This is a genomic window from Streptomyces sp. WAC05292 (genome assembly GCF_003949955.1).
Lineage (GTDB): Bacteria > Actinomycetota > Actinomycetes > Streptomycetales > Streptomycetaceae > Streptomyces > Streptomyces globosus.
In genome coordinates, this window is the sequence record NZ_RPSE01000107.1 from 1 (window position 1) to 16,872 (window position 16,872).

Consider the following 16,872-nt stretch of genomic DNA (forward strand, 5'->3'; position numbering starts at 1 on the left):
GGGTTCCCGTCAGTCCCATCGTCCTTCCGGGGCGGGCCGCCCTGTCAAGGGCGCTCCTCCTTCGTCGTCGCGTCGCTGCGCGATGGCCTCCGGCCACCCTTGACAGGGCGGCCCGCCCCGGAACGCCGAAAGACTGCCGGGAAGCCCCCGGGGGAACGGGCCGGGGCGGAGGGGTCCACTCGGCTCCCGTCGGAGCAGGCACGCGGTGCGATGCGGCGCTTCGGATCGCTACGTGCTGCCGTGGGCCGGCGGCTGCCGGGTGCGTCGATGGGGCTCCGACTGCGGGAGGCCATTTCGGGAGCAAAAACGCAACTTCGACAAGGCGGTTGCGGGGGGCTACGTTCACGGGGCATTCGGCGTGCGGGGGTCGCGCACGGCGCCAACCATCAGGGGGAGACGCATGCCTCAGCTTGCTCTGTACACGTTCGGTGTCCTGAAGGCGCCTCTGGCCGATCCCGGCCCGCTCACGCGCGAACTCCACGACAGGGGCGAGGCCGTCTACCCCGAGATCGCCCGGCAGCCCGGATACGTCGCCCATGCGGAGCCGGCGCCCGGCGGCCGGGGCACGCACTTCGCGCTGGACTGGGGCGTGTGGGGCGGGTTCGCCGTGCCGCGGTGGTACGGCAAGGGCCGGGCGGCAGACCGTGTCGCCCTGGCCGCGACGCTCTCCGTCTGGACCGACCTGCGGCTTGCCCGTGACGCCATCTACTCCGGACTGCACCGCGAGGCGCTGAACAGGCGTCACGACTGGTTCGAGCGGACCGGGCACCCGCCGTACGCGTTCTGGTGGGTCGCCGACGGCGCGATACCGACGTGGCGGGAGGGTGTCGGGCGGCTGGAGCACCTCCACGACAACGGACCCGCCCCGTACGCCTTCACCTTCCCGCGTTCGTTTGCGGCGGACGGAACCCCCGGGAGCCGGTGAGGGAGGGGGCGAGGGCTGGATCCCGGGCGTGCGAGGCTCCGCCACGGGGGATGTGGTCACCCTCCGCGAGGGGGAAGCCTGCTGCCGGTGTACGCCCACCGGGGGCGTGCGAATCCGAGCCGCACGGCCCGGCACCCCGGAGCGCCCTCAGTCCCCGACGTCGGGTTCCGGGCGGGTCCAAAGGATGAGGTCGCTGCTGGTGGCGATTGCCAGGGTGAGGCCCGACGGGGAGAAGCCGGCGGCGCGGAGTTCCGAGCGCTCGGAGTGGAAGACGTGCCACCAGGTGCCCCCGGCCGGGCCCCTGTTCGCTCCGCCGTCGGCGGAGAGGATGACGCGGTCGTGGGGCCAGTCGGGGCTGACGACGTCCAGCGTCCAGCCGTCCGGGGTGGTGCGGTGGAGGCCGCCCCCGAAGAGGCCCGCGATGCGGATCGGAACCCCCGCGACGGGGCCCAGTCCGGGGCAGGCGAGGTCCGGGTGCGCGTCGGGGGTGCTCGTGGCGGGGTCGGGGCTGCGGTCGCGTGCGATCTTCCGGCCGGTGACGGCGTCGAAGACGCCGTGTCCGGCGCTCGACACCGCCATGACGAGGTCGCGTCCGCTCCCGGGGTCGACTGCGAAGCCGACGCCGAGCAGGCCGCCGACGGCGATGCCGCTCAGCGGCCGCCATGGCGCGGGGGCCGGCATGACGGCGGCGGCGAGGTAGTGCTCGCGCAGCCGCTGCTGGTGTTCCGTGATCAAGTCCGTCTCCTCGGCGCGGTTCCCGTCGAGGATCCCTCGGGGGGTGTGCCGGCCGATCCGCGGGTCGACGGAGGTCGTTCGGGGCGGACTCGGGACGGATCCCGCTGCGCCGTTCGCGCGTCGCGGCGGCGGGCGGGCATTGTCCTGTCTCAACGAAGTTAGTCGGAGGTGTCGCCTCGACCTGCGGGGACTGGGTTGGGTGAGACGGCCATTAGCAGTGTTCGCTCCATCTCGGCTGGCGGGTGTGCCCTTCCGGTGGCGTGGTGGCCGGCTCGCCGTCCGGCCATTGGTGCCGGTGGCCAGCCGTCCACCGGCGACGTCCAACCCAACCTTGACAATGTCCAAAATGGACGTCATGATGGCTTCATCGTCCATTCTCCGTGCGGAGGGGTGCTGGTGATCACTTACGCCTTCTGGAACAACAAGGGTGGAACCGGAAAGACAAGTCTGTGTTTCCAGACCTTGTCGCACTACGCTCACGAGAACCCCGATGAACGCATCCTCGTGCTGGATGTGTGTCCGCAGGCAAACCTCTCTGAGCTGCTGTATGGGGGACTTGCCTTTCGGGGTAGCGAAGTGCTGCTTGCTCGCCAGGGGGAGCCGGTGCGTCGAACAATCGGCGGCTACTTCGAGTTGCGCCTGTCCTCGCCCTTTGCTCCGCCGACCATCGTGGCTGCCGACTACATCTCGAAGCCTAGCCAGTACAACCAGGCGATTCCGGAGAACATTGACCTAATCGCTGGTGACCCGCTGCTGGAAATGCAGGCGACCGCCATGTCGGCGCTTGCGAACACGTCGATCCCGACCACGAATTCGTGGCTGCGGGTCATCGACTGGATTCGAGATCTTCTCGAAACTGTCTCCGGTGACTATGACACCGTGTTCATTGACACAAACCCCTCGTTCTCGATGTATACGCAGGTTGCGCTTTCGGCTGCAGACAGGCTCATCTTGCCTGTCATGGCGGATGACTCCTCGCGTCGCGCCATTCAAAACGCATTCTCTCTGGTCTACGGCCTCAAGCTTCCATCGGATATCTATACGCAGTATGCCTTCGCGACTCGGCTTCGTGAGGCGGGGCGCGATCTTCCGCAAGTGCACGTGATCGCCAAGAACCGGCTTACTCAGTACATGGGGGCGGCTTCGGCCTATGCGGCGGTGCTGCATTCCATCGACCGGGATGTAATAGCGCTCATGGCGTCAATCCCAGAGATGTTCACCTTCAGTAAGATCGAGGATGGAATAGTAGAGATCCGCGACTTCCAGACCGCAGGCGTAGTAGCTCAGGCGCGTGGATGTCCCCTCTATGCGCAGAAGCCTGGCAAATTGGACATCATGGGCCATCGTGTTCAGGTGAAGGCGGATTATCTGCAGAATTGTGTCGTCGATGCCCGAAAGTTGGTGGCCGCACTGTAGCCCTTGGCGAGCGGAATAGAGGCCTTGGCGATTTCCGCCAGGGCCTCTTTTGCTGCCCTGCTGGCGTCCTCTTGGGTAAACCCCCCTGGTATGTGACGTCGAACCTTTGGGGGTCCGCCTCAATTCACTGCAAGGCGCTGCTGCCATGACCTGATGTGTCGGAGGTGGTAAGCGAGCGCACCGTAAGATATCGATTGATCGTGGTTGTCCAGGAGTTCGGCCCACATCTGCCGGGTATTGAGGCCGGAAGCGATCATCTTTTCGAGTAGAATGGCGATTTCACCGCTAATCGGGTCGGCGCCCCGACGTGTCCCGGGAAGAAGTGGCTGAGCGGTATCCAGAGCCAGGTGCACGACCCATCGCTGGACGCTATAACGCTGTGCGAGCAGCCGCGTGGGAACACCTTTGTAGGCCTCACGGGCTATGTTAAAGCGGAGGTTGCGGCGGCTGTGGAAGGGGAACCTCTTGGCATAGCGCGCCGTGGGCTTAAATCGTCCGCGGCGTGAGCTGGCATCGGCGAGGGCGCGGTCTAGGGCATCGGGGCTCCGACCGGAGACGGCTGCGAGACGTTCGAGTAGGGGCTTTCCGAACCAGTAGGGCGGTCCGCATAGGTATTCGTGCAGGTAGCTGGGCTTGAGGTGGTTGGCGCGGGCTAGGCGCCGGATGTATGAGTCCGTGGTTTCCCCGAAGCGGGGCGAGAGCTGGACGGGGAGTCGACGTGGTTCGTCGATAGTTCCTGTCAGCACCGGTATGCCTTCGCATGAAGTGGCGCAGAGGACTCTGCGGCATGGTCCAGAGGGATTGCGTCGAGACCTGCCTTGGTCACGCGTTCTGTGCCGCTGAGAATCGCGTCGATCGCGGCTCCCCGGATCGCGTGGGAGAGCGCGCCGATCATGCCGTCGGCCCGCTTGTGGAGGTAGCGGTCCAGCTTGACCAGGCTGCCCGGCGGGTGATCGTGGAGTAGCAGGGTCTTCTCCATCGTTGCGACCAGTCCCTTCCACTCGTCGCCGTAGGGGAACGGGCGGGTGGGGACGAGGGTGAAGCGGCCTGCGATCTGGGCGCCCCGTGTGCCGGTCAGGAGCTCGCTGGTGTCGAGGTTGATGCCTGCATAGACGAACGTCGCGGGGATGCGTTCGGAGAAGTACTTCAGGGTGTCGGAGACTTCGGCCCCGGCCCGTGTGACCTGCGAGACGTTGTGGATTTCGTCAACGAGGACCAGACCGGTGCGGGTGTCCGTGCAGACGCCGACCACCGCTTCGATGATGTCGGTCATGTTCGACCTGCCTCGGACCGGCAACCCCAGGAAGCGTGCGAACTCGGCCGCGATCATGCGCGCAGTCGCCGCAGGCGGGACGGTGATGTAGAGGACCGGAATGCGGTCGGTGACGTTCGGGTGGCGGGCTCGGTCGAGGAGTTCGTGGGCGAGCCCGAGCTGGGTGATCGCGCTGGTCTTGCCCGTTCCGGGGAGTCCGGAGACCATCAGGCCGCGGCGGGCGCTGATTGCGTGCCGGTTGAGCAGGACCAGCCGTCGGCCGCAGACCACGGTCTTCTCGACGAACGAGGTGGCGACCACCAGCATCCGTGCGTGGTGGTCGAGCCGGTCGTCGTCATAGAGCGCCCGCTCAGTCGGAGACAGCTTGGCCAGCTCGGCGGCCGTCAGCAGGAGCGGAGGGCTGGGTGGGCCGGCGGCGAACTTCCGCCATCCGTCCAGGGTGGTCAATTGCCGGTTGGCCTCGGCATCGGCTTCCTGGAGCGTGGTGTGCCGGGTTGCCGGTTCGGAGATGGTCACGGACGCCTCCAGGGGTTCGCGAGCGGGTCGAACAGGCCCAGCGGGATGACTTCGGCCATCCCGGCGTCCGCCTGGTCTTCCTGAACGGTCTCGTTGGTGGGCGGATCGGGGGTCGGCCGATCAGGGGCGGTGGCCCGGGTCCGTGCGGCGACGCGCCGGGACCGTTCGGCCGCGGGCCCCTTCTTTGGGGCGGGACCGTCGTGGGCTCGCCGCAGCAGCGCTGCTGCGGCGTCCGCGATCTGTTCCTCCGTGCCGCCGGGGACCTGCTCGCGTGCGTGGTCCCAGGCCAGTTCCCCGAATGGGACGCCGACGCGGTGGAGGTGTTTCCAGAACACGGTGATCCACCGATTGCGCCGGCGGTCGCGTACCCAGATTCGGGAGATGTCGTAGGGGTCGTGGTGGATCTCCCACAAGCCCTTCTTCTCCATCACCCCGGAGTGCTGGCGGCGCAACGGGCCCAGTTCGCCGTCGTCGTAGGTGCGGTGCTTGATCCGGATGCCGTAGCTGTTGATCGCCTGCCAGCGTTCAGGCAGCAACTCGACGTAGTCCTCGCCGTCCAGCGGAACCGGGACGTAGCCGCAGGACTGAAGCAGCGTGGCGTACTTCTCGTTCGGGGAGAACGCCCGCCTCGGCGCCTGTGGATCACGCAGCCCGTCATGCGGCCTGGTCTGCCAGATGGCGATGACCCATTCATCGAGCAGGTTCTGAAGTTCGGGCAGGGACCACAGTGGCCCGTTCTCTAGCTTCCGGCCGCGGCGGTCCGTGGTCGAGCCGGTGTAACCCGCGACGAACTGAGCGAACAGTGTGGCCACCGAGCCTAGGGTCTTCTCGATTGTGCCCTTGTCGGTAGGAGTCGCCTTGTGGGCCGGTTGTAGGTTGATGCCCAGATACCGGCAGGAGGCCCGGAAGTTGTTCGAGACGAACACCTTGCCGTGGTCGCAGACGATCGTCTCCGGAACGATCACCGGCCGTGCCGCCGCGTGCTCCAGGCGCTCGTCCAAGGTCAGCAGCCGCCGGTGCGGCAGCACCGAGTGGGACATCCGCAGGGCTTCTGACCAGCCGGGCCGCATCGCCTCCGGGGTGACGCTGCGGGCCAGCAGCGCGGAAGCGTCCGCGGCCTTCGTGGTCGGCCGCAGCACCGCCGCCGTGATCGATCTCGTCGCGATGTCGACCATCGCCGTCAGCTCGACCTTCTCAGCGATGCCGTCGTCCAGGCGCACCAGCACATCCAGCGGGGTCGAGTCGATCTGCATCAGCTCGCCCGGCGCACTGGCCGGAACCTCCCCGAACGGACCGGGAGGCCGGGCCTTGACCGACCGGCGCGTGCGGGCCGAACCTGTCGCGTGCGTGCCCGTCGCCAGCTTGCTGTAGAGCCGGTAGAGAGTGGCCCGGGAAGGAACCTCAACACCTGCGGCGTCCTCACGGCCTGCCAGGATCTCCTTGGTCCGCCAGACGATGAATCCGATCGTCTTCGACGAGTCCTCGGCCGTCTCGTCGATCGCCTGCCCCATCGACTCCACCACCGCCGCATCGACCTTGCCGAAGGCTGGCATCTGCTTGGCTGACCGACCGTCGGCCAGTCCGACCAGCCCGTCACGCTGGTAGCGCTGGCGCCGCTGCTTGATCCCGCTGGCCGTCACCTTGTGCCCGGCCGCCGACAACTCGGCTGCCTTGGCCCGCTCGCGCTCAGCCAACGAGTGCTGTCTCGGGTCGAACTCCGACCGGGCCACTGCCTCAGCGGACGCCCCCGGCGGCAGTCCGTGCAGCACCTCCAGGATGTGGCCCTCCCACCAAAGTGCCTGTTCAGCGGCTGTCTCGGGAAACTCCGCGAGCCGGGCTGTGGGCGGGACCTTCCGTCCCTGCCTGTTCAATGGGCACCCCTTCCGACCCGGCCCACGACCGTGCGCGGATCCAGCAACTGGACCGGCAGGTCCTCGGCGACCAGTTCCTGACGCCAGAGCAGATGGAACAGCGCGGGCAGCGTTGCGAGCCGGTCACCCGCCGCGTCGGCCCCGGGCATCAGTGGCCCCGGCGTCGCGAAGACCTCCCGCAGGCGGTCCGCAGCCGTGGGATGTAGGCACCGCGGGTGCCGGTAGCGCGACAGCCACCGGACATTCGCCAGCAACACCGGCTCTGGCATCCCGACCCGCTCGAAGTGCCAACCCGCCTGAGCGCAGGCGATCCGCGTCACCTCGAACGCTTCCGCGTCCTTCGGCTCGATTCGCTCGTTGGCGCGGACATCGACTACCACGGCCGAGCCGTCCACCCGGCGCACGAAGTAGTCCGGAGCGTGCCGACGCTCCCGTGCTCCGTCGTGCCAGTGCAGCCAGAAGGGCTGCGAGGCGATCCCCGCCACCTGCGGATCGAAGTCCATGAGCACAAGCCGATCCCGCTCCAGCCAGGACTCGAAGCCCACGTGCTGCCCCGTCGTCGCCGCCCAGTACCAGCCGGCGAAGTGACGTTCCCCACGGGACCACCGGAACGGCCGTACGGGAGCCGCGTCCTCGAACCGAGCCGTCACACAGTCCAGCAGGGGACGGCGCTGCCGCTGATGTACGGCGTCCACGTACGACAGCTCGACGTACGGCCCTGCGAGATCCACCCCAGCCGGTACGGCCACCAGCACCCCCAGCGCGTTTAGCCCGTACGGCTAGGTTCACTGAGACGGAAGGCGCAACGACTGGGTTCGCTGAGTAAACGCCTCGATTGGATGAGAGCGGTCAGGCATGCCGGGCATGACCTTCCGGCGGGGATGCACTAGAGTTATCTCGACATCGAGATATCTGCCGAGGGCGTACCGCAGCCGCCACATCGGGTAAGGGTGACCTAACTTAGCCTTACCTTAGCGGATTGGCCACAGGGCGTGGCGGCAGGATTGCGGTTATACGCGCGAATTTCATGCATGAAGGAGACTGTCGTGTCGGCGAACAGCTTCGACGCCCGCAGCACGCTGCAGGTGGGCGACGAGTCGTACGAGATCTTCCGGCTGGACAAGGTCGAGGGTTCCGCCCGCCTGCCCTACAGCCTGAAGGTGCTGCTGGAGAACCTGCTCCGCACCGAGGACGGCGCGAACATCACCGCCGACCACATCCGGGCCCTCGGCGGCTGGGACTCGCAGGCCCAGCCGAGCCAGGAGATCCAGTTCACGCCGGCGCGCGTGATCATGCAGGACTTCACCGGCGTCCCCTGTGTCGTCGACCTCGCCACCATGCGTGAGGCCGTGAAGGAGCTCGGCGGCGACCCGTCCAAGATCAACCCGCTGGCCCCGGCCGAGCTCGTCATCGACCACTCGGTCATCGCCGACAAGTTCGGCACGAAGGACGCCTTCACCCAGAACGTCGAGCTGGAGTACGGCCGCAACAAGGAGCGCTACCAGTTCCTGCGCTGGGGCCAGACCGCGTTCGACGAGTTCAAGGTCGTCCCGCCCGGCACCGGCATCGTCCACCAGGTGAACATCGAGCACCTGGCCCGCACCGTGATGGTCCGCAACGGCCAGGCCTACCCGGACACGCTGGTCGGCACCGACTCGCACACCACCATGGTCAACGGCCTCGGCGTCCTCGGCTGGGGCGTCGGCGGCATCGAGGCCGAGGCCGCCATGCTCGGCCAGCCGGTCTCCATGCTGATCCCGCGCGTCGTCGGCTTCAAGCTGACCGGCGAGCTGCCCACCGGCACCACCGCCACCGACCTCGTGCTGACCATCACCGAGATGCTGCGCAAGCACGGTGTCGTCGGCAAGTTCGTCGAGTTCTACGGCGAGGGCGTCGCCGCCACCTCGCTGGCCAACCGCGCCACCATCGGCAACATGTCGCCGGAGTTCGGCTCCACCGCCGCGATCTTCCCGATCGACGGCGAGACCCTGAAGTACCTCAAGCTCACCGGCCGCTCCGAGCAGCAGGTCGCGCTCGTCGAGGCGTACGCCAAGGAGCAGGGCCTGTGGCTCGACCCGGCCGCCGAGCCGGACTTCTCCGAGAAGCTCGAGCTCGACCTGTCGACGGTCGTCCCGTCCATCGCCGGCCCGAAGCGCCCGCAGGACCGCATCATCCTGGCCAACGCCGCCGAGCAGTTCGCCCAGGACGTCCGCAACTACGTCGACGAGGTCGACGAGGCGGGCAAGGAGTCCTTCCCGGCCTCCGACGCCCCGGCGAACCACCCGAACGGCGCCCCGTCGAAGCCGACCCTGGTCACCCTGGCCGACGGCTCCTCCTTCGAGATCGACCACGGCGCCGTCACCGTCGCCGCGATCACCTCCTGCACCAACACCTCGAACCCCTACGTCATGGTCGCCGCGGCGCTCGTGGCCAAGAAGGCGGTCGAGAAGGGCCTGGCCCGCAAGCCGTGGGTCAAGACCACCCTGGCCCCGGGCTCGAAGGTCGTCACCGACTACTTCGACAAGGCCGGCCTGACCCCGTACCTCGACAAGATGGGCTTCAACCTCGTCGGGTACGGCTGCACCACCTGCATCGGCAACTCCGGTCCCCTGGACGAGGAGATCTCGAAGGCGATCAACGAGCACGACCTCGCGGTCACCTCGGTGCTCTCCGGCAACCGCAACTTCGAGGGCCGCATCAACCCCGACGTCAAGATGAACTACCTGGCGTCCCCGCCGCTCGTCGTCGCGTACGCCATCGCCGGCTCCATGAAGGTGGACATCACCAAGGACGCCATCGGCACCGACACCGAGGGCAACCCGGTCTTCCTCAAGGACATCTGGCCGTCCGAGGCCGAGGTCAACGACGTCGTCGCCAACGCCATCGGCGAGGACATGTTCTCCAAGTCCTACCAGGACGTCTTCGCGGGCGACGCCCAGTGGCAGGCCCTGCCGATCCCGACCGGCAACACCTTCGAGTGGGACCCGCAGTCCACCTACGTCCGCAAGCCCCCCTACTTCGAGGGCATGACCATGGAGACCACCCCGGTCTCCGACATCGCCGGCGCCCGCGTGCTGGCGAAGCTGGGCGACTCGGTCACCACCGACCACATCTCCCCGGCCGGTGCGATCAAGGCCGACACCCCGGCCGGCAAGTACCTCACCGAGCACGGCGTCGAGCGCCGCGACTTCAACTCGTACGGTTCCCGCCGCGGCAACCACGAGGTCATGATCCGCGGCACGTTCGCCAACATCCGCCTGCGCAACCAGATCGCGCCGGGCACCGAGGGCGGCTTCACGCGTGACTTCACGCAGGAGGGCGGCCCGGTCTCCTTCATCTACGACGCCTCCCAGAACTACCAGGCCGCCGGCATCCCGCTGGTCATCCTGGCGGGCAAGGAGTACGGCTCCGGCTCCTCCCGCGACTGGGCCGCCAAGGGCACCGCGCTGCTCGGCGTCAAGGCCGTCGTCGCCGAGTCCTACGAGCGCATCCACCGCTCGAACCTGATCGGCATGGGCGTCCTGCCGCTGCAGTTCCCCGAGGGCGCCTCGGCGGCCTCCCTGGGCCTGACCGGCGAGGAGACCTTCTCCATCACCGGTGTCACCGAGCTGAACGACGGCACCACCCCGCGCACCGTCAAGGTGAGCACCGACACCGGCGTCGAGTTCGACGCGGTCGTCCGCATCGACACCCCCGGTGAGGCCGACTACTACCGCAACGGCGGCATCATGCAGTACGTCCTGCGGAACCTGATCCGCGGCTGAGCTGTGTGAGCGGCGCCCGGCGCCGTCGTCGAAGGGCCGCACCCCTCCCGGGGGGTGCGGCCCTTCTCGTCTGTCCGGATGGCGGAGGGGCCAGGTTTCACCGAGGTCTCAACTCGGAAAAGCTGCCAGACAAGGCTGCGCATGATCTTGCTCACACCAGTGGAAGTGGACTATACCTGTGCGCGTCCGGCCCGCGGCGGTCCAGCGGTGCCGGACGGGGGGATGGGCGGGGACCTGCGGCTGTGCCCGCGCGTGCCGCAACGCCCTTGCTCCCCGGCCTCCTTCACCCACGGACGAAGGCGAGGACATGAGCATGGGATCCACCGGCGAGGGCGGCCTCGGCCGCCGCGATCTGATCAAGCGCTCCGCGGCACTCGGCCTCATCACCACGCCCGCGATGGGCTTCCTGTCCGCCTGCGCCTCCGGCGGCGAGGCCGCGACCAACGGCCCCGGCAAGGCGGCCGTCACCAAGGAGAACCCGTTCGGCGTAGCCAAGGGCGGCAAGCTCGACGTCGTCGTCTTCAAGGGCGGGTTCGGCGACGACTACGCCAAGGCCTGGGAGGCCGCCTTCGACAAGAAGTGGGGCACCACCAGCTCCCACCTGGGCACCCAGGAGATCGCCGCCAAGCTCCAGCCCCGCTTCAACGGCGGCAACCCGCCGGACGTCGTCGACGACGCCGGAGCCCAGGCGATCAAGATCGACGTCCTGGCCAAGGGCGGCCAGCTCGCCGACCTCACCCCGGTCCTCGACGCGCCCTCGCTCGACGACCCGGCCAGGAAGGTCCGTGACCTGCTGATTCCGGGAACCGTCGAACAGGGCACCCAGGGCGGCAAGTTCGTCGCACTGAACTACGTCTACACCGTCTTCGGATTCTGGTACTCCGGCAAGCTCTTCAAGGAGAAGGGCTGGACCGAGCCGAAGACCTGGGACCAGTTCCTCGACGTGTGCACCAAGGCCCGCGACGCGGGCATCGGCGGCCTCGCCCACCAGGGCAAGTACCCGTACTACATCAACGTCGTCATCATGGACCTGATCGCCAAGAAGGGCGGCCTCGACGCCGTCAAGGCCATCGACAACCTGGAGCCCCGCGCCTTCGCCGACAACCCGGCCGCCCTCGCCGCCGTCGAGGCCGTCTACGAGGTCGTCGAGAAGGGCCTGCTCATGGCCGGCACCAACGGCCTCACCCACACGGAGTCCCAGACCGCCTGGAACCAGTACAAGGCCGCCTTCATCCCCTCCGGCTCCTGGCTGGAGAACGAGCAGCTCAAGCAGACCCCGGAGGACTTCGACATGAGGTTCCTGCCGGTCCCGCTGCTCCCCGACAGCAAGCTGCCCTTCGAGGCCATCCGGGCCGGCGCCGGCGAGCCCTTCATCGTCCCCGAGAAGGCCGCCAACAAGCCCGCCGGGCTGGAGTTCCTGCGCTCGATGCTGTCACGCGAATGGTCCACGGTCTTCGCCCAGCAGGCCAACTCCCTCACCGTCCTCAAGGACGGCGTCGACCCGGGGGTCTCCCTGCGCCCCGGCACCCGCTCCGCCGTCGCCGCGGTGAAGGCCGCCGGGAGCAACACCTTCCAGTACCTGTACCCCGACTGGTACAGCGAAATGGACACCGAGATCCAGAACGCGTCCAATGAACTGATGGCCAAGCGGATCCAGCCCAAGGAGTGGATCAAGCGGGCCCAGGCCGCGGTGGACAAGGCTGCCAAGGACCCCAACGCGAAGAACAACCGCCGCAGCTGACGCCTAGGGACGGACGGACACCATGAGCCACGTAGCCCGGGGGCGCGGACGGGCCGGCTTCATCGCCGGCTTCCTCGTCCTGCCGCTAGCGCTGTACCTGACATTCGTCATCTGGCCGTACGTCCAGACCTTCGGCTACTCCTTCACGAACTGGTCCGGCCAGTCCCCCACCTTCGACTTCGTCGGCTGGGAGAACTACGCGGCCCTCATGGAGGACGGGGTCTTCCGCGGCGCCCTCTGGCACAACCTGCTCCTCCTCGTGTTCGTCCCGGCCACCACCATCCTGCTGGCCCTCTTCTTCGCCTTCATGGTGAACGCGGGAGGGCGCAGCGGGGCGGGAGGGGTCCGCGGCGTCCGCGGCTCCTCCTTCTACAAGATCGTCTACTTCTTCCCCCAGGTCCTCTCCCTCGCCATCCTCGCCGTCCTCTTCGGCGCCGTGTACCGCAGCGACGAGGGCGGTCTGCTGAACGGCCTGCTCATCCGGCTAGGCCTCGTCGACGCCGGGCGGCCCGTCGAATGGCTCAACGACCCCGACCTGGTGCTGTGGTGCCTGCTGCTGGTCGTCGTCTGGCACGGGGTCGGCTTCTACCTGGTCCTGTTCTCGGCCGCCATGCAGTCCGTCCCCAAGGACGTCTACGAGGCCGCCCTCCTCGACGGGGCGGGGCGCGCCCAGACCTTCTTCCGGGTCACGCTGCCCCTGCTGTGGGACTCGGTGCAGACCTCCGCCGTCTACCTGGGCATCGCGGCCATGGACATGTTCGTCCTGGTCTCGACGATGACCTCCGGGCAGTTCGGCGGCGGCCCCGACCACCACAGCGAGGTCATGGCCACCGTGCTGATGCGTAACTTCCTGTACTTCGGCAAGAGCGGCTACGCGTGCGCGATGGGGGTCGTGATGCTCGTGCTGACCATGGTCCTCTCCGTCGTCGTGCTGCGCGCCACCCGGCGCGACCGCATCGAGTTCTGACCGGGAGACGACGATGACCACTGTGATCAAGGCGCCCGGGGAGTCCGCGGCCGAGAAGGCCGGCGGCGGCCGCCCCGCCGCGCCGGGCGGGGGCCGCGCCGAGGGTGCCGTCCTGAACGTCTTCTCCCACGGCTTCCTCGCCGTCTGGGCGGTGCTGATCGTGCTGCCGCTGGTGTGGCTGGCGCTCGGCTCCTTCAAGACCGACTCCGAGATCGGCGGGTCGGCGCTGAGCAGGCCGACGAACTGGAACCTCGACGCGTTCGCGCGCGCCTGGGACAAGGGGATCGGCGACTACTTCGCGCACACGCTGATCGTGATGGCCTTCTCGGTTCCGCTGACGATGCTGCTGGGGTCGATGGCCGCGTACGTGCTGGCGCGCTACCCCTTCCCGGGCAACCGGGTGGTGTACTTCTTCTTCGTCAGCGGGGCGATGTTCCCGGTGTTCCTGGCGCTCGTGCCACTCTTCTTCATGGTCAAGCGCCTGGACATGCTGAACACCTACCAGGGCCTGATCCTCGTGTACGTCGCGTACTCGATGCCGTTCACCGTCTTCTTCATGCACTCCTTCTTCCGGACGCTGCCGACGGCCGTGCACGAGGCGGCCGTGCTCGACGGGGCCTCCGACACGCGGATCTTCTTCCAGGTGATGCTGCCGATGGCCAAGCCGGGCCTGATCAGCGTCGGGATCTTCAACGTCCTGGGGCAGTGGAACCAGTACATCCTGCCGTCGGTGCTGATGCAGCCGCAGACGGGCTCGGACCCGGAGCGGTACATGCTCACGCAGGGCCTGATCCAGCTCCAGTACCAGATGGGGTACGAGACGGACCTGCCGGTGCTGTTCGCGGGCGTCACCCTCGCGATGGTGCCGATGCTGGTGGTGTACCTGTCCTTCCAGCGCCAGATCCAGGCGGGGCTGACCTCGGGCACCCTGAAGTAGCCGCCGGGTCGCCGGTCTGCGCCGCCCGTGGCAGGATCTGCTCGACATCTCTCATACTTATGACCCATAAGGGCCGTTTTGCTCCGTGTCCGCCTCTTGACGTGTGGATGTCCGAGGGTTCGACTAAGGGTTCACAAGTTGGAGACGCCGGGGTCTCGGAGCCGTCAGCCGCGGCCGCCGGCCGGAGGGCGGCGGCCTGCCGCCGCCCATGGGCAGGAGTGGATGAGTCGTGCAGACTCCCGGATCGCAGTCCTCACTGCACCGCGCGAACCTCGAACGGGTCGTGCGGGCCGTACGGCTCGCGGGTTCGCTGACCCAGGCGGAGATCGCCCGGTCCACCGGACTGTCGGCGGCCACGGTGTCCAACATCGTCCGGGAGCTCAAGGAGGGCGGGACCGTCGAGGTCACCGACACCTCCTCGGGGGGCCGCAGGGCGCGCAGCGTCTCCCTCAGCGGGGACGCGGGCATCGTCATCGGCGTCGACTTCGGCCACACCCACCTGCGGGTCGCGGTCGGCAACCTGGCCCACCGCGTGCTGGCCGAGGAGGCCGCCCCGCTGGACGTGGACGCCTCCTGGGCCGACGGCTTCGACCGGGCCGAAGCCCTGGTGGGCGAGCTGATCGCGGGCATAGGCGTGGACCTGGGCAAGGTCATCGGGGTGGGTCTGGGCGTCCCCGGACCGATCGACGTGGAGTCCGGGACGCTGGGCTCCACGGCCATCCTGCCGGGGTGGGCCGGGATCAACCCGCGCGAGGAGCTCTCGCGCCGCCTGGGCGTCCCCGTCCACGTCGACAACGACGCCAACCTGGGCGCGCTCGGCGAGCTGGTGTGGGGGAGCGGGCGCGGGGTCAAGGACCTCGCGTACATCAAGGTGGCGAGCGGTGTCGGCGCCGGCCTGGTCATCAACGGGCAGATCTACCGCGGCCCCGGCGGCACGGCCGGCGAGATCGGACACATCACCCTCGACGAGTCGGGCCCGGTCTGCCGCTGCGGCAACCGCGGCTGCCTGGAGACCTTCGCCGCGGCCCGGTACGTCCTGCCGCTGCTCCAGGGCACCCACGGCCCCGGGCTGACCATGGAGCGGGTGGTCGAGCTGGCCCGCGACGGCGACCCCGGGTGCCGCCGCGTCATCGCCGACGTGGGCCGACACGTGGGCAGCGGTGTCGCCAACCTCTGCAATCTTCTGAACCCGACGCGCGTCGTGCTCGGCGGGTCGCTGGCCGAGGCGGGCGAGCTCGTCCTGGCCCCCATACGCGAGTCCGTGGGGCGGTACGCCATCCCCAGCGCGGCCCGCCAACTGTCCGTCCTGACCGGCTCGTTGGGCAGCCGGGCCGAAGTGCTCGGCGCCCTGGCGCTGGTCCTGAGCGAAATGGGCGATTCCACCCTCTTGGCCGATTCCCCCTCGCCGAAGCTCTTGTCTTCAGTTAGATAACGGATGGCACCGTTGTCATCTCGTTAAGGATTCACTCCTTGACGGCAAAGTGGCGGCCGGGTTGACTCGCACCCACCTCGGCCGCAGTGTTGCGGCCTCGTCAGGGAGGTTCAAGAAATGAACACGCGTATGCGTAGAGCCGCCGTTGTCGTCGCCGCCGGCGCCGCGGCCGTTTCCCTCGCCGCCTGTGGCAGCGCCAAGGAGGCGGGCACCACGCCGAACGGCACCGGCACGGCCGCGGCCGCGGACGGGGCGATCAAGGTCGGGCTGCTCCTGCCCGAGAACCAGACCGCGCGCTACGAGAAGTTCGACAAGCCGCTCATCGAGAAGAAGGTCGCGCAGCTCACGGGCGGCAAGGGCGAGGTCGTCTACGCCAACGCCAAGCAGGACGCAACCACCCAGAACTCCCAGGTCGACACCATGATCACCAACAAGGTGAACGTGCTGATCGTCGACGCGGTGGACTCCAAGGCCATCGCGGGCGCGGTCAAGCGGGCCAAGGACGCCGGCATCCCGGTGGTGGCCTACGACCGCCTGGCGGAGGGCCCGATCGACGCCTACACCTCCTTCGACAACGAAGAGGTCGGCCGCGTCCAGGGCAAGGCCCTGCTGGAGGCCCTCGGCGACAAGGCCAAGTCCGGCGAGATCGTGATGATGAACGGCTCGGTCACCGACCCGAACGCCGCACTCTTCAAGAAGGGCGCCCACTCCGTCCTCGACGGCAAGGTGACCATCGGCAAGGAGTACGACACCAAGGAGTGGAAGCCGGAGAACGCCAACACCAACATGGCCGGCGCCATCTCCGCCCTCGGCAAGGACAAGATCGTCGGCGTCTACTCCGCCAACGACGGCATGGCCGGCGGCATCATCACCGCCCTCAAGGCCGCCGGCATGAACCCGCTGCCGCCGGTCACCGGCCAGGACGCCGAGCTGGCGGGCGTGCAGCGCATCGTCGCGGGCGAGCAGTTCATGAGCGTCTACAAGCCGTACGCCCCCGAGGCCGAGGCCGCCGCCGAGATGGCCGTCGCCCTCGCCAAGGGCGAGAAGATCGACGGGATCATCAACAACAAGGTCGACAGCCCCACCACCCAGGGCGTCCCCTCGGTCCTGATCCCCGTCATCTCGCTCACCAAGAACAACATCAAGGACACTGTCATCAAGGACGGCGTCTACACCGCGGACGAGATCTGCACCGACAAGTACGCGGCCGCCTGCGCCACCCTCGGCCTGAAGTAGGCCCCAGCGTCCTCCCGGCCGGAGGCCCCGCCCCCGCGGCCTCCGGGCCGGCCCAGGAC

The 16,872-nt window shown here is 68.1% G+C and carries 13 protein-coding genes; 9 read left to right on the forward strand and 4 right to left on the reverse strand.

Annotation, left to right across the window (positions count from 1 at the left end; translation table 11 throughout):
- Positions 1-400 precede the first annotated feature (400 nt).
- On the forward strand, positions 401-925 hold the full coding sequence (locus tag EF903_RS14475; protein WP_125543631.1) for a DUF3291 domain-containing protein: 525 nt from the start codon (positions 401-403) through the stop codon (positions 923-925).
- 147 nt (positions 926-1,072) lie between these two features.
- On the opposite strand, the gene EF903_RS14480 is transcribed toward EF903_RS14475, so the two are convergent.
- Complete coding sequence (locus EF903_RS14480) at positions 1,073-1,660, reverse strand: hypothetical protein (RefSeq protein WP_125543632.1); 588 nt, start codon at positions 1,658-1,660, stop codon at positions 1,073-1,075.
- Between the two features lie 396 nt (positions 1,661-2,056).
- Here EF903_RS14480 and EF903_RS14485 point away from each other — a divergent pair, with 396 nt between their 5' ends.
- Complete coding sequence (locus tag EF903_RS14485; protein WP_221888739.1) at positions 2,057-3,076, forward strand: ParA family protein; 1,020 nt, start codon at positions 2,057-2,059, stop codon at positions 3,074-3,076.
- 739 nt (positions 3,077-3,815) lie between these two features.
- On the opposite strand, the gene EF903_RS14490 is transcribed toward EF903_RS14485, so the two are convergent.
- The 3 genes from EF903_RS14490 to EF903_RS14500 all read right to left on the reverse strand — a co-directional run bounded on the left by EF903_RS14490 (position 3,816) and on the right by EF903_RS14500 (position 7,398).
- Positions 3,816-4,865: an ATP-binding protein gene (locus EF903_RS14490; protein ID WP_125543633.1), complete on the reverse strand. Its 1,050-nt coding sequence runs from the start codon at positions 4,863-4,865 to the stop codon at positions 3,816-3,818.
- Positions 4,862-6,376, reverse strand: coding sequence for a Mu transposase C-terminal domain-containing protein (locus EF903_RS14495; protein ID WP_221888741.1), 1,515 nt, complete (start codon positions 6,374-6,376; stop codon positions 4,862-4,864). The genes EF903_RS14490 and EF903_RS14495 overlap by 4 nt, the downstream gene beginning before the upstream one ends.
- Before the next feature lie 356 nt (positions 6,377-6,732).
- Complete coding sequence (locus tag EF903_RS14500; RefSeq protein WP_399420848.1) at positions 6,733-7,398, reverse strand: TnsA-like heteromeric transposase endonuclease subunit; 666 nt, start codon at positions 7,396-7,398, stop codon at positions 6,733-6,735.
- On the opposite strand from EF903_RS14500, the gene EF903_RS35250 reads away from it, so the two are divergent.
- The 7 genes from EF903_RS35250 to EF903_RS14530 all read left to right on the forward strand — a co-directional run bounded on the left by EF903_RS35250 (position 7,321) and on the right by EF903_RS14530 (position 16,813).
- Entirely contained in the window at positions 7,321-7,506 is a 186-nt protein-coding gene (locus EF903_RS35250; RefSeq protein ID WP_260615291.1) for a hypothetical protein, read from the forward strand. The genes EF903_RS14500 and EF903_RS35250 overlap by 78 nt on opposite strands.
- Positions 7,507-7,782: 276 nt before the next feature.
- Complete coding sequence (gene acnA / locus EF903_RS14505; protein WP_125543641.1) at positions 7,783-10,500, forward strand: aconitate hydratase AcnA; 2,718 nt, start codon at positions 7,783-7,785, stop codon at positions 10,498-10,500.
- A 313-nt stretch (positions 10,501-10,813) separates the two neighbouring features.
- Entirely contained in the window at positions 10,814-12,241 is a 1,428-nt protein-coding gene (ngcE, locus tag EF903_RS14510; protein ID WP_125543642.1) for an N-acetylglucosamine/diacetylchitobiose ABC transporter substrate-binding protein, read from the forward strand.
- A 22-nt stretch (positions 12,242-12,263) separates the two neighbouring features.
- Entirely contained in the window at positions 12,264-13,208 is a 945-nt protein-coding gene (locus tag EF903_RS14515) for a carbohydrate ABC transporter permease (RefSeq protein WP_125543635.1), read from the forward strand.
- A 13-nt stretch (positions 13,209-13,221) separates the two neighbouring features.
- The gene (locus EF903_RS14520) at positions 13,222-14,145 is read left to right on the forward strand and encodes a carbohydrate ABC transporter permease (RefSeq protein WP_125543636.1); all 924 of its coding nucleotides are present in this window, start codon (positions 13,222-13,224) and stop codon (positions 14,143-14,145) included.
- A gap of 229 nt (positions 14,146-14,374) precedes the next feature.
- Positions 14,375-15,577, forward strand: coding sequence for an ROK family transcriptional regulator (locus EF903_RS14525; protein WP_125543637.1), 1,203 nt, complete (start codon positions 14,375-14,377; stop codon positions 15,575-15,577).
- Between the two features lie 117 nt (positions 15,578-15,694).
- Positions 15,695-16,813: a substrate-binding domain-containing protein gene (locus tag EF903_RS14530; protein WP_125543638.1), complete on the forward strand. Its 1,119-nt coding sequence runs from the start codon at positions 15,695-15,697 to the stop codon at positions 16,811-16,813.
- The last annotated feature ends 59 nt before the right edge of the window (positions 16,814-16,872 follow it).

Bases quoted from the DNA above. Each gene is read 5' to 3' on its own strand.
- EF903_RS14475 (WP_125543631.1), top strand. From the start codon at position 401: ATGCCTCAGCTTGCTCTGTACACGTTCGGTGTCCTGAAGGCGCCTCTG.
- EF903_RS14495 (WP_221888741.1), bottom strand. From the start codon at position 6,376: ATGGGGCAGGCGATCGACGAGACGGCCGAGGACTCGTCGAAGACGATC.
- ngcE (WP_125543642.1), top strand. From the start codon at position 10,814: ATGGGATCCACCGGCGAGGGCGGCCTCGGCCGCCGCGATCTGATCAAG.
- EF903_RS14515 (WP_125543635.1), top strand. From the start codon at position 12,264: ATGAGCCACGTAGCCCGGGGGCGCGGACGGGCCGGCTTCATCGCCGGC.
- EF903_RS14520 (WP_125543636.1), top strand. From the start codon at position 13,222: ATGACCACTGTGATCAAGGCGCCCGGGGAGTCCGCGGCCGAGAAGGCC.
- EF903_RS14530 (WP_125543638.1), top strand. From the start codon at position 15,695: ATGAACACGCGTATGCGTAGAGCCGCCGTTGTCGTCGCCGCCGGCGCC.